Genomic DNA, 18,844 nt, shown 5'->3' with positions numbered 1-18,844 from the left:
AGCGCTTTGGTTACTTTGGCGCTTTTCCAAAGTGACCCGCTGTAAGAGCGGAACCAATAGCCGCCGTGACCGCAGAAACGGATATGTACCCCAAACCCCAAACCCCAAACCCCAATCACCCCTCCGAATGCCTCCCCATTCACCCACACCCCTTATCCCCCAGGTTAACAAAACATAACGTGGCGTCGATTGTCAGACCTTTCCAAACCCCGATAGGATAAGCCAGCTTCCGAAGGGGCTCTGGATTGCGGGTTTCAGGACTATGCTCCTGAATAGGTCAATCCCGATGAGCATCCCTTACGGCGCCCTGAAGGGTTGAACGACCTAACAATAATAATGTGGGGGAAGGTCTATGAGTGAGCCTGTCATGGGTGTGAGTATTGGCCGCCCGCCGGCGTTACGCAGGTTCGCGTTGCTGGCTACAGCGCTCTCGCTGTTGGGCTGTACCGTGCTGTCGGCGCCTGCGCTGGCCGCTGCCGCGTCGGCCACCGATGTGGTTTATTCCGTTGAATCCGCCAAGGCCAGCAAAGGCCTGATGCTCGATGTCGTACACGCGGGCAAACGCCTGGTGGCGGTCGGCGATCGCGGGCACATTCTGTATTCCGACGACCAGGGCGCAACCTGGGCCCAGGCCAAGGTGCCGACCCGGCAACTGCTGACGGCGGTGTTTTTTGTCGATGACAAACACGGCTGGGCCGTTGGCCATGACGCGCAGATCCTCGCCAGCGAAGACGGCGGCATCACCTGGACCAAACAATTCGAAGACCTGACACGCGAATCGCCGCTGCTCGACGTCTGGTTCAAGGACGTTAACAGCGGTTTTGCCGTGGGTGCTTACGGTGCCTTGCTGGAAACCACCGACGGCGGTAAAAACTGGGAAAACGTCAGCGATCGCCTCGACAACGAAGACCAGTTCCACCTCAACGCGATTGCCGCGGTCAAGGATTCCGGCATTTTCATCGTCGGTGAACAAGGCAGCATGTTCCGCTCCGCCGATGATGGGCAGACCTGGGAAAAGCTTGAAGGCCCCTATGAAGGCTCGCTGTTCGGTGTGATTGGCACCGCGCAACCGGCCACGCTGCTGGCTTACGGGTTGCGCGGCAATCTTTACCGTTCCACGGATTTCGGCAGCACTTGGGAGCAGGTCGAACTCAAGGCTACACGTGGCACACTGGAATTCGGCCTGTCTGGCGCCACGCTGCTCGATGACGGTTCCATCGTGATCGTCGGCAATGGCGGCAGCGTGATTCGCAGCACCGACGACGGCGAAACCTTCAGCGTGTTCAACCGTCCGGATCGCATTTCCGTCTCGGCGGTGACTGCGGCAGGCAACGGCAATCTGATTCTGGCAGGACAGGGTGGCGTTCGCGTCACTTCGCCCACCGGCGCAGAGAATGGAAAAAACGGGTCGTCCAAATGAGCCGGGCAAATAACAAGAAGGCGGGTCTATGACATCCTTAAGCACTCCTCATCAGGACAAGGCGACGTTTCTTGAACGCCTGATTTTCAACAACCGCCCGGCAGTCATCGTCATCTGCCTGCTGGTCAGTGTTTTCCTGTTCTGGCAGGCAACGCTGATCCGCCCGTCCACCAGTTTCGAAAAAATGATCCCGCTCGAGCATCCGTTCATTGAAAAAATGATGGAGCACCGCAACGATCTGGCGAACCTTGGCAACACGGTGCGGATTTCCGTGGAAGCCACCGACGGCGACATCTTCTCCAAGGAATACATGGAGACCCTGCGTCAGATCAACGACGAGGTGTTCTACATTTCCGGCGTCGACCGTTCCGGCCTCAAATCGTTGTGGAGCCCGAGCGTGCGCTGGACCGAGGTGACGGAGGAGGGCTTCGCCGGTGGTGAAGTGATTCCCCAGAGCTATAACGGCTCCCAGCAAAGCCTCGACCTGCTGCGTAATAACGTGCTCAAGTCCGGGCAAGTCGGGCGCCTGGTGGCCAACGACTTCAAGTCGAGCATCGTCGACATCCCGCTGCTGGAGTCCTACCCGGACCCGCAGGATCAGGGCAAGTTGCTGGCGCTGGACTACCGCAAGTTCTCCCACGAACTTGAAGACAAGATCCGCAACAAGTTCGAAGCCCAAAACCCCAACGTGAAAATCCACATTGTCGGGTTCGCCAAGAAAGTCGGCGACCTGATCGATGGGCTGGTCATGGTGGTGATGTTCTTCGGCGTCGCCTTCGTCATTACCCTGATCCTGCTGTACTGGTTCACTAACTGCATGCGCAGCACCGTGGCGGTTTTGAGCACGACGCTGGTGGCGGTGGTCTGGCAGCTGGGTCTGATGCACTTCTTCGGCTTCGGGCTAGATCCGTACTCGATGCTGGTGCCGTTCCTGATCTTCGCCATCGGGATTTCCCACGGCGTGCAGAAAATCAACGGTATCGCCTTGCAGTCCAGCGAGGCGGAGAACGCTCTGACCGCAGCGCGGCGCACATTCCGTCAGCTGTTTCTGCCGGGTATGATCGCGATCCTTGCGGATGCGGTGGGCTTCATCACGCTGTTGATCATCGACATCGGGGTGATTCGTGAACTGGCCATCGGCGCGTCCATCGGCGTGGCGGTGATCGTGTTCACCAACCTGATCCTGCTGCCGGTGGCGATTTCCTACGTCGGTATCAGCAAGCGCGCCGTCGAACGCAGCAAGAAAGACGCGCACCGCGAGCATCCTTTCTGGCGCCTGCTTTCGAATTTTGCCAGCCCCAAAGTTGCACCGATCTCTATTGCCCTGGCGCTGATCGCTTTCGGTGGCGGCCTCTGGTACAGCCAGAACCTGAAAATCGGTGACCTCGACCAGGGCGCGCCGGAACTGCGTCCGGACTCGCGCTACAACAAGGACAACAGCTTCATCATCAATAACTACTCCACCAGTTCCGACGTGTTGGTGGTGATGGTCAAGACCAAGTCTGAAGGTTGCTCGCGCTACGAGGCCATGGCGCCGATCGACGAGCTGATGTGGAAGATGCAGAACACCGAGGGCGTGCAGTCGGCCATTTCCCTGGTGACCGTGTCCAAGCAGATGATCAAGGGCATGAACGAGGGCAACCTGAAATGGGAAACCCTGTCGCGCAACCCGGACGTGCTGAACAACTCCATCGCCCGCGCCGATGGCCTGTACAACAACAATTGCTCCCTGGCGCCGGTGCTGGTGTTCCTCAACGACCACAAGGCCGAAACCCTGGACCGCGCCGTGCATGCGGTGCAGGACTTCGCCAAAGAGAACAACAAGGAAGGCCTGGAATTCATCCTCGCGGCCGGTAACGCCGGGATCGAGGCGGCCACCAACGAGGTGATCAAACGCTCCGAATTGACCATTCTGGTCCTGGTGTACATCTGCGTCGCAACCATGTGCATGATCACCTTCCGTTCCTGGGCGGCGACCTTGTGCATCGTGCTGCCGCTGGTACTGACCTCGGTCCTCGGCAACGCATTGATGGCGTTCATGGGCATCGGCGTGAAAGTGGCGACCTTGCCGGTAGTGGCGCTCGGGGTGGGGATTGGCGTGGACTACGGGATTTACATCTACAGCCGTCTGGAAAGCTTCCTGCGTGCCGGCCTGCCGTTGCAAGAGGCGTACTACCAGACGCTGAAGTCCACCGGTAAAGCCGTGCTGTTCACCGGCCTGTGCCTGGCGATCGGCGTGTGCACCTGGATCTTCTCGGCGATCAAGTTCCAGGCCGACATGGGCCTGATGCTGACCTTCATGTTGCTCTGGAACATGTTCGGCGCGTTGTGGCTGCTGCCAGCGCTGGCGCGGTTCCTGATCAAACCGGAGAAACTGGCAGGGCAGAAGGGCAACTCGCTGTTTGCTCACTGATCCCTGGCTGAAACAGAAAAGCCGCAATCATGGGTTGCGGCTTTTTTTATCGCGTGTTGTTCAGGGCTGGAAACTTGATTCAGAGTTTTAAGAACAGTGTTTCATCCAGTGGCGGTTTGATCAGCGATTTCTCCAGATTGGCCACGGCACGGTTGTCGGCAGCAGCTTGCCGGATAAGATCCTTGCGTGTCAGAAAGCGCTGCTCCGGTAGTTTTAAATGGCCAATGCTGTAGTCCGGTCGAGGCATATCAAGGCTGGCGTAATGAAAGTGCGCATACCATAAAACGTTAAATGTGTTCTTTTCGCGTACCGCATATTCGGTGAGATAGTCTCCGGCAGCCGTCTGTATCAAACGCCCCACCAGATTGATGTCAACGAAACCGTTCTTCCATAAGTAGTGGATGTTTTCTGCCTTGGGCAGCTGTTTTTTGTAGCCCTCGCTGCAATACAGACGTGCCTGGCGAGTTGCTTCGAGTGCCTCGTTACGAAGGGTTTCACTCAGTTGGGGGGCCTGCGGCGCAGCAGGATGGGTGTTATCAATTTCATGGGCCAAGGCGTTGAGCTTTTCGGCGTACTGGACCAGCATGTCATTCCAGTCCAAGGGGTTGAGGCTTTCGAGCCGACCAGGATCCTGTAGCTTTTTCTGTTGGAAGCGTATCGAGTTTTCGATACCCGCCCGTTGGCCAATCAACGCATGCATTTCCTTTTTTATTGCCGATAAAGGTCGCGACCCTGGCGGCAATGTCGGTTGAGTGGGCGTGCCCTGCACGACTTCAACCCAGACACCTTCCTCGGGGTGTTCCATGTAGCTGGCAATCTTCTGTTCGGTAATCGGATCTTGAACATCGATGAAACTACCTTGGTTGTTTTCCCGAGAGGGTCTGATGTCGCCGATCAGGGTGCCTTTGTTGCGGGACTTGAATACCCTTTTGGTGGACGGCTTGGCCCTGATCGGTTTGATATGTGCGGACTGGGGCGCGACCCCTTCGTTTTCTCGAATCAGTGCCGCCAGTTGCTCTTCGGCGCTGACGTGCGCTTCATTGAGTTGCTTCAGAAACGGTGTTTGATATTCAGTGCGCACAAAGCCAGATGCCATTTCATTCAACGAACGGACAGCATTGTCGATTTCCTCGTAGTGCTTGAGGATGTTTTCAAGGACGGCTATCTGCTCGACGGTTGCGTAGCCGGAGCTGCTGCAGATCTCCATGTGGGACAGCACTGTGCTGTCCATTGAAGAGCCGACGAGTCGCATTACAAAGGGATATTCTGCCGGGTCTCTGGAGCTGCAACTGCGTTCCAGAACCAGTTCTTTAAGCGACAGCAATTGGTGTAGCTTGATTGAAGTGGGGAGGTAGTTTTCGGCATTGAACAAGTGCTTCACTATTTTTCGACTGCGCAGTTTTTCACCCGCCTGTTCCTGAGTCGTTTCAAGTGTTTTGGCGGACTCGATGAGCCTGTTGGTTATCTCGATTTCTGTCCGCCGGTTGTCGACAAATTCGAAATAGGCTGTCGTTATTTCCTGACCCAATTCTTCAGGAAAACGGGCGACGAGTTCACTGAGGTATTCCCCGTTCCTGGTCTGAAGGAGATCGCGCCCCAACAGCTTTATTTGCTCATGAACGATATCCAGAGCGTCCCAGATGAGTAAAAGCCCATTATCACGTTCGCTCTCGTAAGGCCTGGTTCTGTCGACTTCGATCAAGGCGTTGTACGCGTCGGTCAACTTCGGCATCTCGGCGTTCAACGTGTCAATGCGCTCCTTGTAAATATTGAGCTCTCTGTCATGTATAGCGGCGGCCTCTGCTGTCTTGAGCACTTCCTGGCTATGACGCGAGGTCAGCTGGACCTTCTGCTCTGGTGTAGCCTTGCCGAGCAACTCCCATACGATCCTGAGCTTTTTCTTTTGTGCGTCGAGCATTTCCCTCGCGGAAAACAATGATCTCCTCGCCTCTGATTGAGAGAGTACCAATGGCGCGAGGGCCTGCTTCAGGCGATCCTTATTAGTGGTCAGTTCATGTAGCCGGAGCCGGTTTTCATCGCGCACCGCCTGGAGTCGCCCCCTCATGCCGCCTTCAAGCTTCAATCCCCGATCCAGTCGCCAGTTCCCCTTGCCGTCGCTGGCGAGTTTGAAACCGGGGCGATCGGAATGGGCCGGATCTACCAGGTAGACCTCTGCGAAGCCCGGCACGACGCTGACCTGGAAAAAAAGTCCGCCAATGCTGGCGTGCCAGGTATCGTCGATCCGGAAAAGTCCCTTCAGAGACCCGTTTTTCTCGGCCGGTGGCAACTTCTGCGGCCATGGCACGTGAAAGTCCAACAAGGCATTGAGCAGCTTGTCGGCCGCTTTAGAGGTGGCAATGGAGCTGGTGAAATCCAGCACCGTATGGCTGCCACCTACCGGTTCCTGTGGGATGCCCGGCGAACCTTGATGAACGAGGGCTGCAGGCATCGGTTCTGCGTGATTTGCCAGTCTGCGCCAGGGATTCAGGCGCGGGGCGGTTTTTTCAGGGGTTTTCGATGGCAATGGCTGATGGGCGTTTTCCGAGCTGGCTCCCAGGTGCAACAGCACCATCGCGGTATTGAGTAGCAGATCAATCAGCGCTAACTCTTTGGCTTTCGGATCGTCGCTGTCGAGGGCGGGCAGGTCCTGTTTGAGGCTGGTGATCAGTACCATCATCCATCCGGCAAGCATCAGCGGCCCTCGCGTCAGCGGTAGCAGCAGCGTATTGAAGAGTAACCATGCGCCCTCCATGAGTACGGCCCAACGGCTTTCACTGTTGGACACCGATTCACGCTCGGCCAGATCGACCAAGGTGCGAGCGGTGCTGGTGAACAGGTAGTTGAGCAATCGACCGTCGCGTAGTGACTGGTGCAATGCTTCTGCACCATCATTGCTGGCCAAGGTTGTGGGGGCAGGTTTTCGTGGGCGTTCGAATTCGTCACCCAAGTGAAAGCGAACAATGTGCGGTTCCTTGAACCCGTCATTGTCGTAAATGTCTCGTACATTGTCCTCCATCCATGTAAGCACGCTGGCTTGCAATGCGCCGGATTCGGCAATGGCCGCGAGGACGGCCTGGCGCGACGGGTACTCCAGCAGGGCTTCGGGGTACAACGGACGATAAAGAAGATGTGGGCCAACGTTCGGATCAAGGGGTTCGATCAGGAACATATTGTCCACCGTATCGGGTTTGGCACCGGACTTTCTGTGAAACGCCAGCGGGCGGATGACGATGTCCTGTTCGTCGACTTTGCGCTCAGAAGGTGTCTCCCCCATCAGCGCCTTGACGTAGCGATAACCCTTGTCGGTCAAGCCACATTGTTTTCTGACCTTGTACTCCAGCGCGCGCATCGGTAGCTGGACTCGCAGTTCGCGGGTAAACAGGGCTTCTCGGCGCCGGGCATCCACGGTGTCCGATAGTAATAATGTCTTGATCCTTTGCGGATAGACCGTACCGATATCGACGCGCTGGATAAGGCCTTTGCTGCCGAGTATATAGTCCTCGTTCAACCAGTCTTCGGGAGTCTGTCCGTCCTTGCGCAAAACCCGCAGGCGGCCACGGGGCTTGCCGGCGAGATTCTTCAGGGCCAGATCAGTCAGGGACATGCGCACATGTTCGATAAAACCGGCACCTCCCGGATAGCCAGCAGCGACGGCGAAGTCCAGCACCAGATCGTCGGGGTTGTAGTCGACGTCGTGATCCTGCTTTATCTGCGCTCGTAGTGCCTCGCGGCTGAAGCTTCGGATATCTTCGATGCCTTCATTAAATGACTGTCCATGGCTTTGAGCGGTGACGTTTGCGAGGTCGAGCAGGTGCTGTCGATAGGCGAAGCGATCAGTGACCGAAGCCTGTTTCAGCCAATCGGGCAATTGCGAGTGTAGCTGTGCCAGCATCGCTGGTTGCGCTGTCGATTGTCGGATGAATAACGTTGTCGGGTCTGTGAGGGTGTCCAGGCGTTGCGCCAGGTCTTTCTCGCTCGTGGCGCCGGAAAAGGGCAATGTGGCCAGGTCTTTGAGCTGCCGATCAAAGATCAGACCCGCCTGGAGCTCGAACAGATCGCCATTGGGCTCATAGCGTTTCCAGGTGAGACGGTCGATCAAAAACTCGCTTTGCATCTTCTTTCCCCAGGCGCTGCCGAAGTCAGCCAGGGAATCGAAAGGTTGGACGCGGCCGTCAACGCTGCACAGCAATACTTGTTTTTCACGCATCAGCAGAATTTCAGGCCCGAGCAGAAGTATTTCGCTATCGTCTTTGCCGAGTGTCGTTTCCAGAAAGCAGGCGTAAACGGTTTTGCTGGTCTTGGGCGAGCGCTCGACTCTGTCGGGCCAGTCCGTGACCTGCCGCACCATGTCTCGCTGTTCGTCACTCAGATTCGAGGCGTATAAGGCTGCGGCTTTCAACTGGTCATGGAGGAACTTGCTGAACCATTGCCAGAGGCTGATGCCGCTGTCGTCGGTCAGGCTCCAGTAGTCAGCCAATGCCTGCTGATAATCGAGGTAAAGCGTCGATGGCAGCTCGGCAATGATGCTGGCAATGATTTGCATGTCCACGTGAGGCTTGGCTGCGGTGTCCAGGCGTTTGGGTGGTACTTGCGTGAGGAAAAACGCCCTTGAGTCCTGTGGGGTGAAGTCCAGCATCTGCGGGTTGACCAGATGGTCGAGAACCACTTGGCTCAACGGCTTCAGATCCCAATGGCCACCGACAGCGGGGCTGGCCAGCTTGATCTTTATCGGATCGAAATCCAGTGTGGGGTAATGCTCCAGCAACCTGTCGCGTAATGCATTGATAATCACAGAAAGCAGTGTCGGTCGACTGGCGAATCGCTGCTGAACCGCCCGGGCGGGCAATTGGCTGAATGGAGGAGATACCGGTGCAACAGGGGTGAGCATGACGAAATCCTTTTCGTGTTATAGGTCGGCGCTGTCATAGCGTCCGTGCCTCTGGGCCGGATCATCGGCCCTGAGCAGGAAATCTCATTCTGTCACCGCCTGTGCGCAATGGGTTATGGCGTGTGGTTACAAGACTTGACCGAGTACCGTGCTTAGCGCACTGCGCGCATCATCCAGTTGCACCAGCGTTGCATGCCGGGCACCGAGGGCGTCACGGTTTTCGATAGCGGTCAGGATCGCCTTGTGCCGTGGCAGCGCCAGTTCATGCAGATTCGGCCGTTGGTTGGAATGCTTCAAGGCTTCGGCAATCGCTACCGACAGCATGTTGCACAGGTTCGCCAGTAAGTCGTTATGGGTTGCGTCGGCGATCCGGCTGTGGAAATCCAGGTCCGGTTGCAGCAAGGCTTCAGGCGTCGGTGCCGCTTCCATGCGTTGGTAGGCTTCACCGATGGAGGCGATGTCTTCGTCGGTGGCGAACTGCGCGGCCAACGCGGCGGCGGCCGGCTCAATGATGCTGCGCACGCTGGTCAGCAGATCAAAGAATTCATTTTGCGGACTGCTTTGCATCAGCCAGTGCAGCACGTCCGGGTCGAGCATGTGCCATTCCTTGCGCGGCTTGACCACCGTGCCGACCCGCGGACGGGAATACACCAGGCCCTTGGCCACCAATACGCGAGTGGCTTCGCGCAGCACCGGTCGGCTGACCGCGTATTCCTCGCACAGCAGGGCTTCGGCGGGCAGTTTGTCGTCCGGCTTGAACCGTCCCGAGACGATCTGCATGCCCAATTCCTGGACGATGCGCGAGTGCATGCTTTTGCGGTCGGAGGGTTTGCGGTAATCCATGGGGAACGGCGCGATCCTGTGCAAATGGGGTGCCGCGCATGATAGCAGGCGCGGCGAGGACGGTCGCCAGAGCAAGCACAGTCCTGAAGTAGATGGGGATTAAATGTGGGAGCGGGCTTGCTCGCGAAGGCGGACTGTCAGTCAACATCAATGTTGAATGTGATGGCCTCTTCGCGAGCAAGCCCGCTCCCACATTAGCTGGATGGTGTCAGTGAGAGTGACGCGGCACCTCGGCTCCGCGGCAGCCGACGAGGAAGTCAAAGTCGCAACCCTGATCCGCCTGCAGCACATGGTCGATGTACAGCTGACGATAACCGCCCACGATCAACTGTTGCGGTGGTTGCAGATCCGCCATGCGCGCCGCCAGCTCCGCATCCGGAATGTCCAGGTGCAAACGCCCGTTGGCGCAATCAAGCTCGATCCAGTCGCCTTCCTTCACTGTCGCCAAAGGTCCACCCGCTGCGGCTTCCGGTGCCACATGCAAGACCACCGTGCCATACGCGGTACCGCTCATGCGTGCGTCGGAAATCCGCACCATGTCGGTCACGCCTTGGGCCAGCAGCTTGGCCGGTAATCCCATGTTGCCGACTTCGGCCATGCCCGGATAACCCTTCGGTCCGCAGTTCTTCATCACCAGAATCGAGTTGGCATCCACGTCCAGTTCTGGGTCGTTGATCCGTGCCTTGTACATGTCGAAGTTCTCGAACACCACCGCACGCCCGCGATGTTGCATCAATTCGGCGCTCGCGGCGGATGGCTTGAGCACCGCGCCCAGCGGGGCCAGATTGCCGCGCAACACGCAGATGCCGCCGTCGGCGCGGATCGGGTTGTCGAGGGTGCGGATCACTTCGTCCTGGCCGTAGATCGGCGCGTCCTTGGTGTTCTCGCCGATGGTTTTGCCGTTGACGGTGAGGGCATTCGGATTCGGAATCAGGTTGGCTTCGCCAAGGCGGCGCAGCACTGCGGGCAAACCGCCGGCGTAGTAGAACTCTTCCATCAGGAAGCGCCCGGACGGTTGCAGGTCGACAATGGTCGGCATGCCGCGACCGATGCGGGTCCAGTCATCCAGGTCCAGCTCGACACCGATGCGCCCGGCGATGGCTTTCAAGTGGATCACCGCGTTGGTCGAACCGCCGATGGCGGCGTTCACCCGGATGGCGTTTTCGAAGGCTTCCTTGGTGAGGATCTTCGACAGTTTCAAGTCTTCTCGAACCATCTCCACCGCGCGCATGCCCGACATGTGCGCCAACACATAACGGCGTGCATCGACCGCCGGAATCGCCGCGTTGTGGGGCAGGGAGGTGCCGAGTGCTTCGGCCATGCAGGCCATGGTCGAGGCCGTGCCCATGGTGTTGCAGGTGCCGGCCGAGCGTGACATGCCGCCCTCGGCCGCGAGGAAATCATCGAGGGTGATGGTGCCCGCCTTGACCTGTTCGCTGAGCTGCCAGACCACCGTGCCCGAGCCAATGTCCTGGCCCTTGTGCTTGCCGTTGAGCATCGGCCCACCGGTGACTACGATCGCCGGCACGTCGCAACTGGCCGCGCCCATCAGCAATGCCGGGGTGGTTTTGTCGCAGCCGGTGAGCAGCACCACGCCATCGATCGGGTTACCGCGAATCGCTTCCTCGACGTCCATGCTCGCCAGGTTGCGGGTGAGCATGGCGGTGGGGCGCAGGTTCGATTCGCCGTTGGAGAACACCGGGAATTCCACTGGAAAGCCGCCGGCTTCGATCACCCCGCGTTTGACGTGCTCGGCGATCTGGCGGAAATGCGCGTTGCACGGGGTCAGTTCCGACCAGGTGTTGCAGATGCCGATGATCGGCTTGCCGTGGAACTGGTGGTCGGCGATGCCCTGATTCTTCATCCAGCTGCGGTACATGAAGCCGTTCTTGTCGGCGGTGCCAAACCATTGGGCGGAGCGCAGGGTGGGTTTCTTATCAGACATGATCGGTTCTCTTATTGTATGACTATATTGTTCGAGCTATGGCGTAACATAAGCGCAATTTCGGCTGTTTGGAAGTGTTGTTGGTTAAATAGTATTACTATATAGTCGTTTTCAACGGAGGGATGAGCCCTGGCAGTTTTCTGCGAGAGGCGTCCCCCGAGGTTCTATAACAACAACAATCGGAGACCGAACTCATGAGCCAGGAACTGCGGCTTATTCGTCGCATCACGCTGAAACTGATTCCCTTCCTGATCCTGCTGTACCTGATCGCCTATGTGGATCGCTCCGCGGTAGGTTTCGCCAAGCTGCACATGGGCGCCGACATTGGCCTGGGTGACGCGGCTTACGGCCTTGGCGCCGGGCTGTTCTTCATTGGCTATTTCCTGCTGGAAATCCCCAGCAACCTGATGCTCGACCGCTTCGGCGCAAGGCGCTGGTTTGCGCGGATCATGGTCACCTGGGGTGCCATCACCATCGGCATGGCGTTTGTCCAGGGACCGAACAGCTTCTATGTGATGCGCTTTCTGCTCGGCGCGGCCGAAGCCGGGTTCTTTCCGGGCGTTCTGTACTACATCACCCAATGGTTCCCGATCCGCCATCGCGGCAAGATCCTCGGGTTGTTCATCCTTTCCCAACCCATCGCGATGATGATCACCGGCCCGGTGTCCGGCGGCTTGCTGGGCATGGACGGCATTCTCGGGCTGCACGGTTGGCAGTGGCTGTTCATCGTCATCGGTATGCCCGCAATCCTGCTGACCTGGCCGGTGCTGCGTTACCTGCCGGACGGTCCGCAACAGGTGAAATGGATGGACCAGTCTGAGAAAGACTGGCTGACCGGTGAGCTGAAAAAGGACCTGGAGGTGTACGGCCAGACCCGCCACGGCAATCCGCTGCATGCACTGAAGGACAAACGCGTGTTGCTGCTGGCGCTGTTCTATCTGCCGGTGACGCTGAGCATCTACGGTCTCGGTTTGTGGCTGCCGACGTTGATCAAGCAGTTCGGTGGCACTGACCTGATGACCGGGTTCGTGTCGTCGGTGCCGTACATCTTCGGAATCATCGGTTTGCTGATCATACCGCGCAGTTCCGATCGCTTGAATGATCGATACGGCCATCTGGCGGTGCTGTATGTGTTGGGCGCCATCGGCCTGTTCCTCAGCGCCTGGCTATCGGTGCCGGTGCTGCAATTGGCGGCGCTGTGCCTGGTGGCGTTCGCGCTGTTTTCCTGCACCGCGGTGTTCTGGACCTTGCCGGGTCGCTTCTTCGCTGGCGCCAGTGCGGCGGCGGGGATCGCGTTGATCAACTCGGTCGGCAACCTCGGCGGCTACATCGGCCCGTTCGTGATCGGTGCGCTGAAGGAATACACCGGCAATCTGGCGTCAGGGTTGTACTTCCTGTCCTGCGTGATGGTGTTCGGCCTGGTGCTGACGGGTGTGGTTTATCGGTTGCTGGAGCGCAAGCACGTGCTGCCGGCCGACCAGTTCGCCGCCAGCGCCCGGGGTGCAACAACCCGCACCTGAGGTCAACACGATCCAAATGTGGGAGCGGGCTTGCTCGCGAAGGGGCCGTCACATTCAACATCAACGGTGACTGACACTCCGCCTTCGCGAGCAAGCCCGCTCCCACAGGGGCCTGCGTTGTTTTGAAGTTTTGCGTTAACAGGAGAAAATCATGCGTTTAGTTCAGTTCGAATTGAGTAACGGCGAACGCCGTGTCGGCGTGGTCGAGGACGGCCTGGTGCGCGAAGTGCGGGATGCGCGCTCGGTGCGGGATCTGGCGCTGGCGGCGATTGAGGCGGGGGGCAATCTTGAGCAACAGGTTCAAACCCTGGGGTTGGGCATCAGCCATGACTATTCAGCGCTGCTCGCCAATCTGCAAATCCTGCCGCCGCTGGATCACCCGGACCCGGCGCACATGCTGGTCAGCGGCACTGGCCTGACCCATCTGGGCAGCGCTTCGGCCCGGGACAAAATGCATCAGCAGGCCGGCGACGAAACCGCCATGACCGACACCATGCGCATCTTCAAGTGGGGCGTGGAGGGCGGTAAACCCGCGACCGGCCAGGCCGGCGTGCAACCGGAGTGGTTCTACAAGGGCGACGGCAGCATCGTTGTGCGACCGGGCAAACCGTTCCCGCTGCCGCCGTTTGCCGAAGATGCCGGGGAGGAGCCCGAGCTCAGCGGCCTCTATGTGATTGGCCACGACGGCAAACCCTATCGCCTCGGTTTCGCGGTGGGCAACGAGTTCTCCGATCACGTGATGGAGCGCAAGAATTACCTCTACCTGGCCCACTCGAAACTGCGCAGTTGCAGCTATGGTCCAGAGCTTCGGGTCGGTGAATTGCCTCAGCATCTGGCCGGCACCAGTCGCATCCTGCGTGACGGCGAGGTGCTGTGGCAGAACGAGTTCCTCAGTGGCGAAGCGAACATGTGCCACAGCCTGGAAAACCTCGAGTATCACCATTTCAAATACAGCCAGTTCCTGCGCCCCGGCGACGTGCACATTCACTTCTTCGGCACCGCGACCCTGTCTTTCGCCGATGGCATTCGCACCCAACCGGGTGACGTGTTCGAGATCAGTCAGACCGAGTTCGGCGCACCCTTGATCAACGGCATTGAGCCCGTTGAAGCGGCGTTCGAACCCGGCACCGTCGGCACACTTTAAGGAGACACCCATGAGCCGGATTCTTGGTCACAACTACATTGGCGGTCAGCGCAGCGCTGCTGGCGCGGTCAAACTGCAGAGCGTCGATGCCAGCACTGGCGAGGCCTTGCCTCACGATTTCTATCAGGCCACCCTTGAAGAAGTCGACGCCGCTGCGAAGGCTGCCGCCGCTGCTTACCCGGCCTATCGCAGCCTGAGCGCCGAACGACGTGCGCAATTCCTCGATGCGATTGCCGATGAACTGGACGCCCTGGGCGATGACTTTGTCGCCGTGGTCTGTAGCGAAACCGCGTTGCCGGCCGGTCGTATTCAAGGTGAGCGGGGGCGCACCAGCGGCCAGATGCGGCTGTTCGCCAAGGTGTTGCGGCGTGGTGATTTCTATGGGGCGCGGATTGATCGCGCACTGCCTGAACGTACGCCATTGCCGCGTCCGGATTTGCGTCAGTACCGCATCGGCCTGGGCCCGGTCGCGGTGTTCGGTGCGAGCAACTTTCCGCTGGCGTTTTCCACGGCGGGCGGCGACACGGCTTCGGCATTGGCCGCTGGCTGCCCGGTGGTGTTCAAGGCGCACAGCGGCCACATGGCAACTGCTGAGTGGGTGGCCAATGCCGTGATCCGCGCTGCCGAGAAAACCGCCATGCCCGCCGGTGTGTTCAACATGATCTACGGCGGCGGGGTGGGTGAAGCGCTGGTCAAGCACCCGGCCATTCAGGCGGTCGGTTTTACCGGTTCGCTCAAAGGTGGCCGTGCGCTGTGCGACATGGCCGCGGCACGTGCGCAGCCGATTCCGGTGTTCGCCGAGATGTCGAGCATCAACCCGGTGATCGTGCTGCCTCAAGCGCTGGAAGCTCGTGCTGAAAGCGTCGCCCGAGATCTCACGGCTTCGGTGGTCCAGGGTTGTGGTCAGTTCTGTACCAATCCGGGGTTGGTGATCGGTATTCGTTCGCCGCAGTTCAGCGGGTTCGTGCAGCAGGTGGCGGGGCTGATGGGCGATCAACCGGCGCAAACCATGCTCAATTCCGGCACGTTGAGCAGTTACGGCAAAGGCCTGCAGAAGCTTCTCGTGCATCCGAAAATCGAGCATTTGGCCGGCAGCCCGCAACAAGGCAATCAGGCGCAACCGCAACTGTTCAAGGCCGATGTGAGCCTGTTGCTCGATGGCGATGAAGTACTGCAAGAGGAAGTATTCGGCCCGACCACGGTGTTCGTCGAAGTGGCGGATCAGGCGCAACTCAATGCCGCGTTGAACGGTTTGCATGGGCAACTGACGGCAACGATCATCGGTGAGCCGGCGGACTTCGAACAATTCGGCGAGCTGACGCCATTGCTGGAACAGAAGGTCGGACGGATTCTGCTTAATGGCTATCCGACTGGCGTGGAAGTCTGCGACTCGATGGTTCATGGCGGGCCGTATCCGGCGACTTCCGATGCACGAGGCACCTCGGTGGGGACCCTGGCCATCGACCGTTTCCTGCGCCCGGTGTGCTTCCAGAACTACCCTGACAGCTTGCTGCCGGAAGCGCTGAAGAACGGTAATCCGCTGCACATCCAGCGCCTGGTCGACGGCAAGCCATCGCGTGACGCCCTCTAACGGTTGTACTCAGTTCCTGTGGGAGCGGGCTTGCTCGCGAAAGCGGTCCGACAGTCACTGCGATGTCGAATGTGCCACCGCCTTCGCGAGCAAGCCCGCTCCCACATGTGTTCGGTGTCGTTCGCGAATGTTGTGATCGGCACTGGCCCATTGTGGGAGCGGGCTTGCTCGCGAAAGCAATATGACAGTCACTGCGATGTTGGATGTGCCGCCGCCTTCGCGAGCAAGCCCGCTCCCACATTTGTGTGGTGTCGTGGGTGAGTGTTGTGAGGACACTGGGCCGCTTTCACTTTGAGCTATCATTGCGCCTTTCCCATTCAAAGATTGACTGCCATGACTGCCGTAACCAACACCTTGCTCAGCGCCCTCGAAGTCTGCGACATGCTTGAAATCGACGGGCTGCACGCGTTCGACTTCTCCCTCGATGAAGACGATAACCTGCACATCGAATGCATGGACGGTCGGGCGCTCAAGCGCTGGGAGTTCAGCATGGCGCAGATCGCAGCGGCGACGTTCGATCCCGACTTGAAGAGCTGGATCATTACCGGCGATTCCGGCGAGCACCGGCTGGTGCCTATGGAAGCATTCGGTGGTCAGGATGACGAGGACGAAACGAATGAGGATGCGTAACTTCTGGCCACTGTTGATGGCCGGCAGCGTCGGCGCGATGGGCGTGCAAGCGGCCCCGGTCGACAGTTACGAGTTGCTGGTGGGCTCCTACACCGCCGGCCAAAGCCAAGGGATTTATCGTCTGAACTTCGACAGCCGCACCGGGCTGATCGACGCCAAACCCCTGCAAGTGGTGAAGAGCGCCAACCCGTCCTGGCTGACCGTGTCCAAGGATCAACAATACCTGTTCGTGGTCAACGAAAACGGCCCGGGTCAGTCCGATCCGGTCGGGCGTGTCAGCAGTTATGCGATTGATCCCAAGACCCATGAGCTGAGCCTGATCAGTCAGGTGCAAACCCTGGGCAACGAGCCGACGCACTCGAGCGTCAGCGGTGATGCCAGTCACGTGTTTGTCAGCAACTACTCGGTGGCTGAAGACCCGGGCGGCACCCTGGCGGTGTTACCGGTGGGCACCGACGGCATGCTAAAACCCGTGGTGCAGATGAGCAGTCATCCGTCCAGCCGGGTCAACCCCGAGCGGCAGAAGTCGGCGCACGTGCATTCGGTGGTTTCATCGCCGGATGGCCAATACGTGTTTTCCAACGACTTGGGAGCGGACAAGATCTTCGTCTATCGCTTCGACCCCAAGGCCAATCCGGAACGACCATTGACCGCCGCCAAACCCGCGTCCGTCCAACTGCCACCCGGTAGCGGACCGCGACACTTACTGTTCAGCGCCGATGGCAAGCACGCCTGGCTGACCATGGAAATGAGCGCGCAGGTCGCGGTGTTCGATTACCGCGATGGCAAACTCGAGCAAACGCAGTTGGTCGATCTGGCGGCGGGTCTGCCGACATCGGGCAAGGCTGCGGCTGCGCTTCACGCCTCGGCCGACGGCAAGTTCCTTTACGTCAGCAACCGTGGCACCACCAATCAGTTGCTGGTATTCGCCATTGACCCGGCGACCGGGCAGCTCAAGGAGCTTCAGCGTCGCTCCGTGGACGGTGATCACCCGCGCGAGTTCAGCCTCGACCCGAGTGGCAAGTTCGTGTTGATTGCCAACCAGAAGAGCAACCAGATTGTCGTCGTCGAGCGCGATGCCAAGACCGGTCTGTTGGGTAAAACCGTGCAAAAACTGCCGATGGATGCCCCGAGCGATCTCAAGTTTCTGGTGCGTCAATAGACCGCAGGCCCCGGTTGATGGGGCCTGCAACCTTCTATTAATGAGGCTGATATCGGCTAATGCTACAAAGCATTTCAAGGCGCCGACCCTCGGGCGTTAAGTTTGCTTCACGGCCCCACCGGGCAAGCAAGCCAACTGAACCCGAGGAATACCGCCATGAACTTCAATCTCTTCTCCGTCATCGCCGCTTCCGCTATCTCTGCCACTGTTGCACTGCCTGCCAACGCCAACGTTGAAATCAGCGACAGAAAATCCCACACCCAAAGCTACACCCAGAAATACCTGCAACAGAGCGCCAACTTCTACGCCGCGCTGGATCACAAAACCCAACACTGAAATCTGAACCCTGCACCTTTTATGCAGGAGCGAAGTCACTTGCCGATCGGCCCATAGGCGTCGAAAAGCCCCAAAGTGATGTCGCTCCTGCATAACGCGTTTACGACAGCATCATATTGCTATCAATGCATTGCTTGATATCACATAGCCATGAGTTTAAATTTGACGCTGATTTTTTGACTCCTTCCCTAAAAGGATCGACAGCATGGCGATGCGTCTGGCAGTGGTTCTCCTGTTTCTCTATTCCACCCCGATTTTGTCGGCTGCCCAGCCCGTTCCCAACGAGCCGGATGCGGCCCGCGAGCGTTTGATGAGCTTTATCGAGGACTGAAACACGCTGGGTTCAGGATCAATAAAACTGATAGCGACTATGCATAAAGGTTGCTAGTTAACTTCTGTTTTTTGATCGATTCTGTGGGCACTGAAACATGCCCACGGAGAACACCATGGCCAGCGCAATCATTACTTCTGCCAAATACGGCGCCTACCTGGCCATCGGTCTTTACGTGGCCATGGTGTTGGTCGTCAGCCTTTCGGCTCAATCGCAACAAAGCCTTCAAGCACCGATTCAGGTCGCTTATCCCGCCATTCAATTCGAACACCAAGCTCAAAGCGTAATGGTCGATCACGCCGATGTGGCGGGAATGGTGGGGGCATGAAAGGACGCAAACTCTGGGTCATCGCCTTCCTGGCGTTCATGACCAATGGCGCTTCTTTGCTTGGGATCGGGCAGGGCTCGGCGGGGTCGGTGGCACGGGCCATCGAATGCAACCACAACATCGCCCACAACATTCAGACCGCCAAGGCTCTGGAGCTGTTGGTGGGCAATCCGCCGATCAAACCCAATGGTGAATTCTTCGGGCCATTCCAGGTGGATTGCTCGGTGTTGGGAATGTGCGCGGTGTTGGCATGAATCCCCAGTCTAATGTGGCGAGGGAGCTTGCTCCCGCTG

14 protein-coding genes are annotated in these 18,844 nt (G+C 58.6%); 11 read left to right on the top strand and 3 right to left on the bottom strand.

Annotated features, from left to right (window positions below):
- The first annotated feature begins 352 nt into the window (after positions 1-352).
- Positions 353-1,420 carry a WD40/YVTN/BNR-like repeat-containing protein gene (locus tag PMI36_RS26120; protein WP_008067963.1) on the top strand — a complete coding sequence of 356 codons (1,068 nt, stop codon included), beginning with the start codon at positions 353-355 and terminating at the stop codon, positions 1,418-1,420.
- A 28-nt stretch (positions 1,421-1,448) separates the two neighbouring features.
- Positions 1,449-3,833 carry an efflux RND transporter permease subunit gene (locus PMI36_RS26125; RefSeq protein ID WP_007901145.1) on the top strand — a complete coding sequence of 795 codons (2,385 nt, stop codon included), beginning with the start codon at positions 1,449-1,451 and terminating at the stop codon, positions 3,831-3,833.
- 79 nt (positions 3,834-3,912) lie between these two features.
- Here PMI36_RS26125 and PMI36_RS26130 read toward each other — a convergent pair whose 3' ends face one another.
- From PMI36_RS26130 to PMI36_RS26140, 3 genes are all read right to left on the bottom strand, one after another.
- Positions 3,913-8,721, bottom strand: coding sequence for a dermonecrotic toxin domain-containing protein (locus PMI36_RS26130; protein ID WP_008067962.1), 4,809 nt, complete (start codon positions 8,719-8,721; stop codon positions 3,913-3,915).
- A 126-nt stretch (positions 8,722-8,847) separates the two neighbouring features.
- Entirely contained in the window at positions 8,848-9,564 is a 717-nt protein-coding gene (locus PMI36_RS26135) for a FadR/GntR family transcriptional regulator (RefSeq protein ID WP_032830095.1), read from the bottom strand.
- Positions 9,565-9,772: 208 nt separating this feature from the next.
- Complete coding sequence (locus PMI36_RS26140; RefSeq protein WP_007901147.1) at positions 9,773-11,509, bottom strand: IlvD/Edd family dehydratase; 1,737 nt, start codon at positions 11,507-11,509, stop codon at positions 9,773-9,775.
- 194 nt (positions 11,510-11,703) lie between these two features.
- On the opposite strand from PMI36_RS26140, the gene PMI36_RS26145 reads away from it, so the two are divergent.
- The 9 genes from PMI36_RS26145 (at position 11,704) to PMI36_RS26180 (ending at position 18,805) form a co-directional block, all read left to right on the top strand.
- Positions 11,704-13,029 (top strand): MFS transporter, encoded by a 1,326-nt coding sequence (locus tag PMI36_RS26145; protein WP_008067960.1) that lies wholly within the window; start codon positions 11,704-11,706, stop codon positions 13,027-13,029.
- A gap of 151 nt (positions 13,030-13,180) precedes the next feature.
- Positions 13,181-14,173 (top strand): AraD1 family protein, encoded by a 993-nt coding sequence (gene araD1 / locus PMI36_RS26150; RefSeq protein ID WP_008067959.1) that lies wholly within the window; start codon positions 13,181-13,183, stop codon positions 14,171-14,173.
- 10 nt (positions 14,174-14,183) lie between these two features.
- Complete coding sequence (locus PMI36_RS26155) at positions 14,184-15,764, top strand: aldehyde dehydrogenase (NADP(+)) (RefSeq protein WP_008067957.1); 1,581 nt, start codon at positions 14,184-14,186, stop codon at positions 15,762-15,764.
- 333 nt (positions 15,765-16,097) lie between these two features.
- Entirely contained in the window at positions 16,098-16,394 is a 297-nt protein-coding gene (locus tag PMI36_RS26160) for a DUF5629 family protein (RefSeq protein ID WP_007901160.1), read from the top strand.
- Entirely contained in the window at positions 16,381-17,556 is a 1,176-nt protein-coding gene (locus PMI36_RS26165; protein ID WP_008067956.1) for a lactonase family protein, read from the top strand. Before PMI36_RS26160 ends, PMI36_RS26165 begins: the two co-directional genes overlap by 14 nt.
- Positions 17,557-17,712: 156 nt before the next feature.
- Positions 17,713-17,892, top strand: a complete 180-nt coding sequence (locus tag PMI36_RS26170; protein WP_008067955.1) for a hypothetical protein — start codon at positions 17,713-17,715, stop codon at positions 17,890-17,892.
- 205 nt (positions 17,893-18,097) lie between these two features.
- Entirely contained in the window at positions 18,098-18,223 is a 126-nt protein-coding gene (locus PMI36_RS32235; protein ID WP_007901166.1) for a hypothetical protein, read from the top strand.
- 115 nt (positions 18,224-18,338) lie between these two features.
- Complete coding sequence (locus PMI36_RS26175) at positions 18,339-18,551, top strand: hypothetical protein (protein WP_008067954.1); 213 nt, start codon at positions 18,339-18,341, stop codon at positions 18,549-18,551.
- A complete protein-coding gene (locus tag PMI36_RS26180) occupies positions 18,548-18,805 on the top strand; it encodes a hypothetical protein (protein ID WP_008067953.1) in 258 nt (85 codons plus the stop codon). The genes PMI36_RS26175 and PMI36_RS26180 overlap by 4 nt, the downstream gene beginning before the upstream one ends.
- Positions 18,806-18,844 lie beyond the last annotated feature (39 nt).

Origin of the sequence: Pseudomonas sp. GM79, assembly GCF_000282495.1 — a bacterium.
GTDB lineage: Bacteria > Pseudomonadota > Gammaproteobacteria > Pseudomonadales > Pseudomonadaceae > Aquipseudomonas.
Note: the sequence above shows the minus strand (reverse complement) of the source record. Positions and strands in the feature narration are given on the sequence as shown.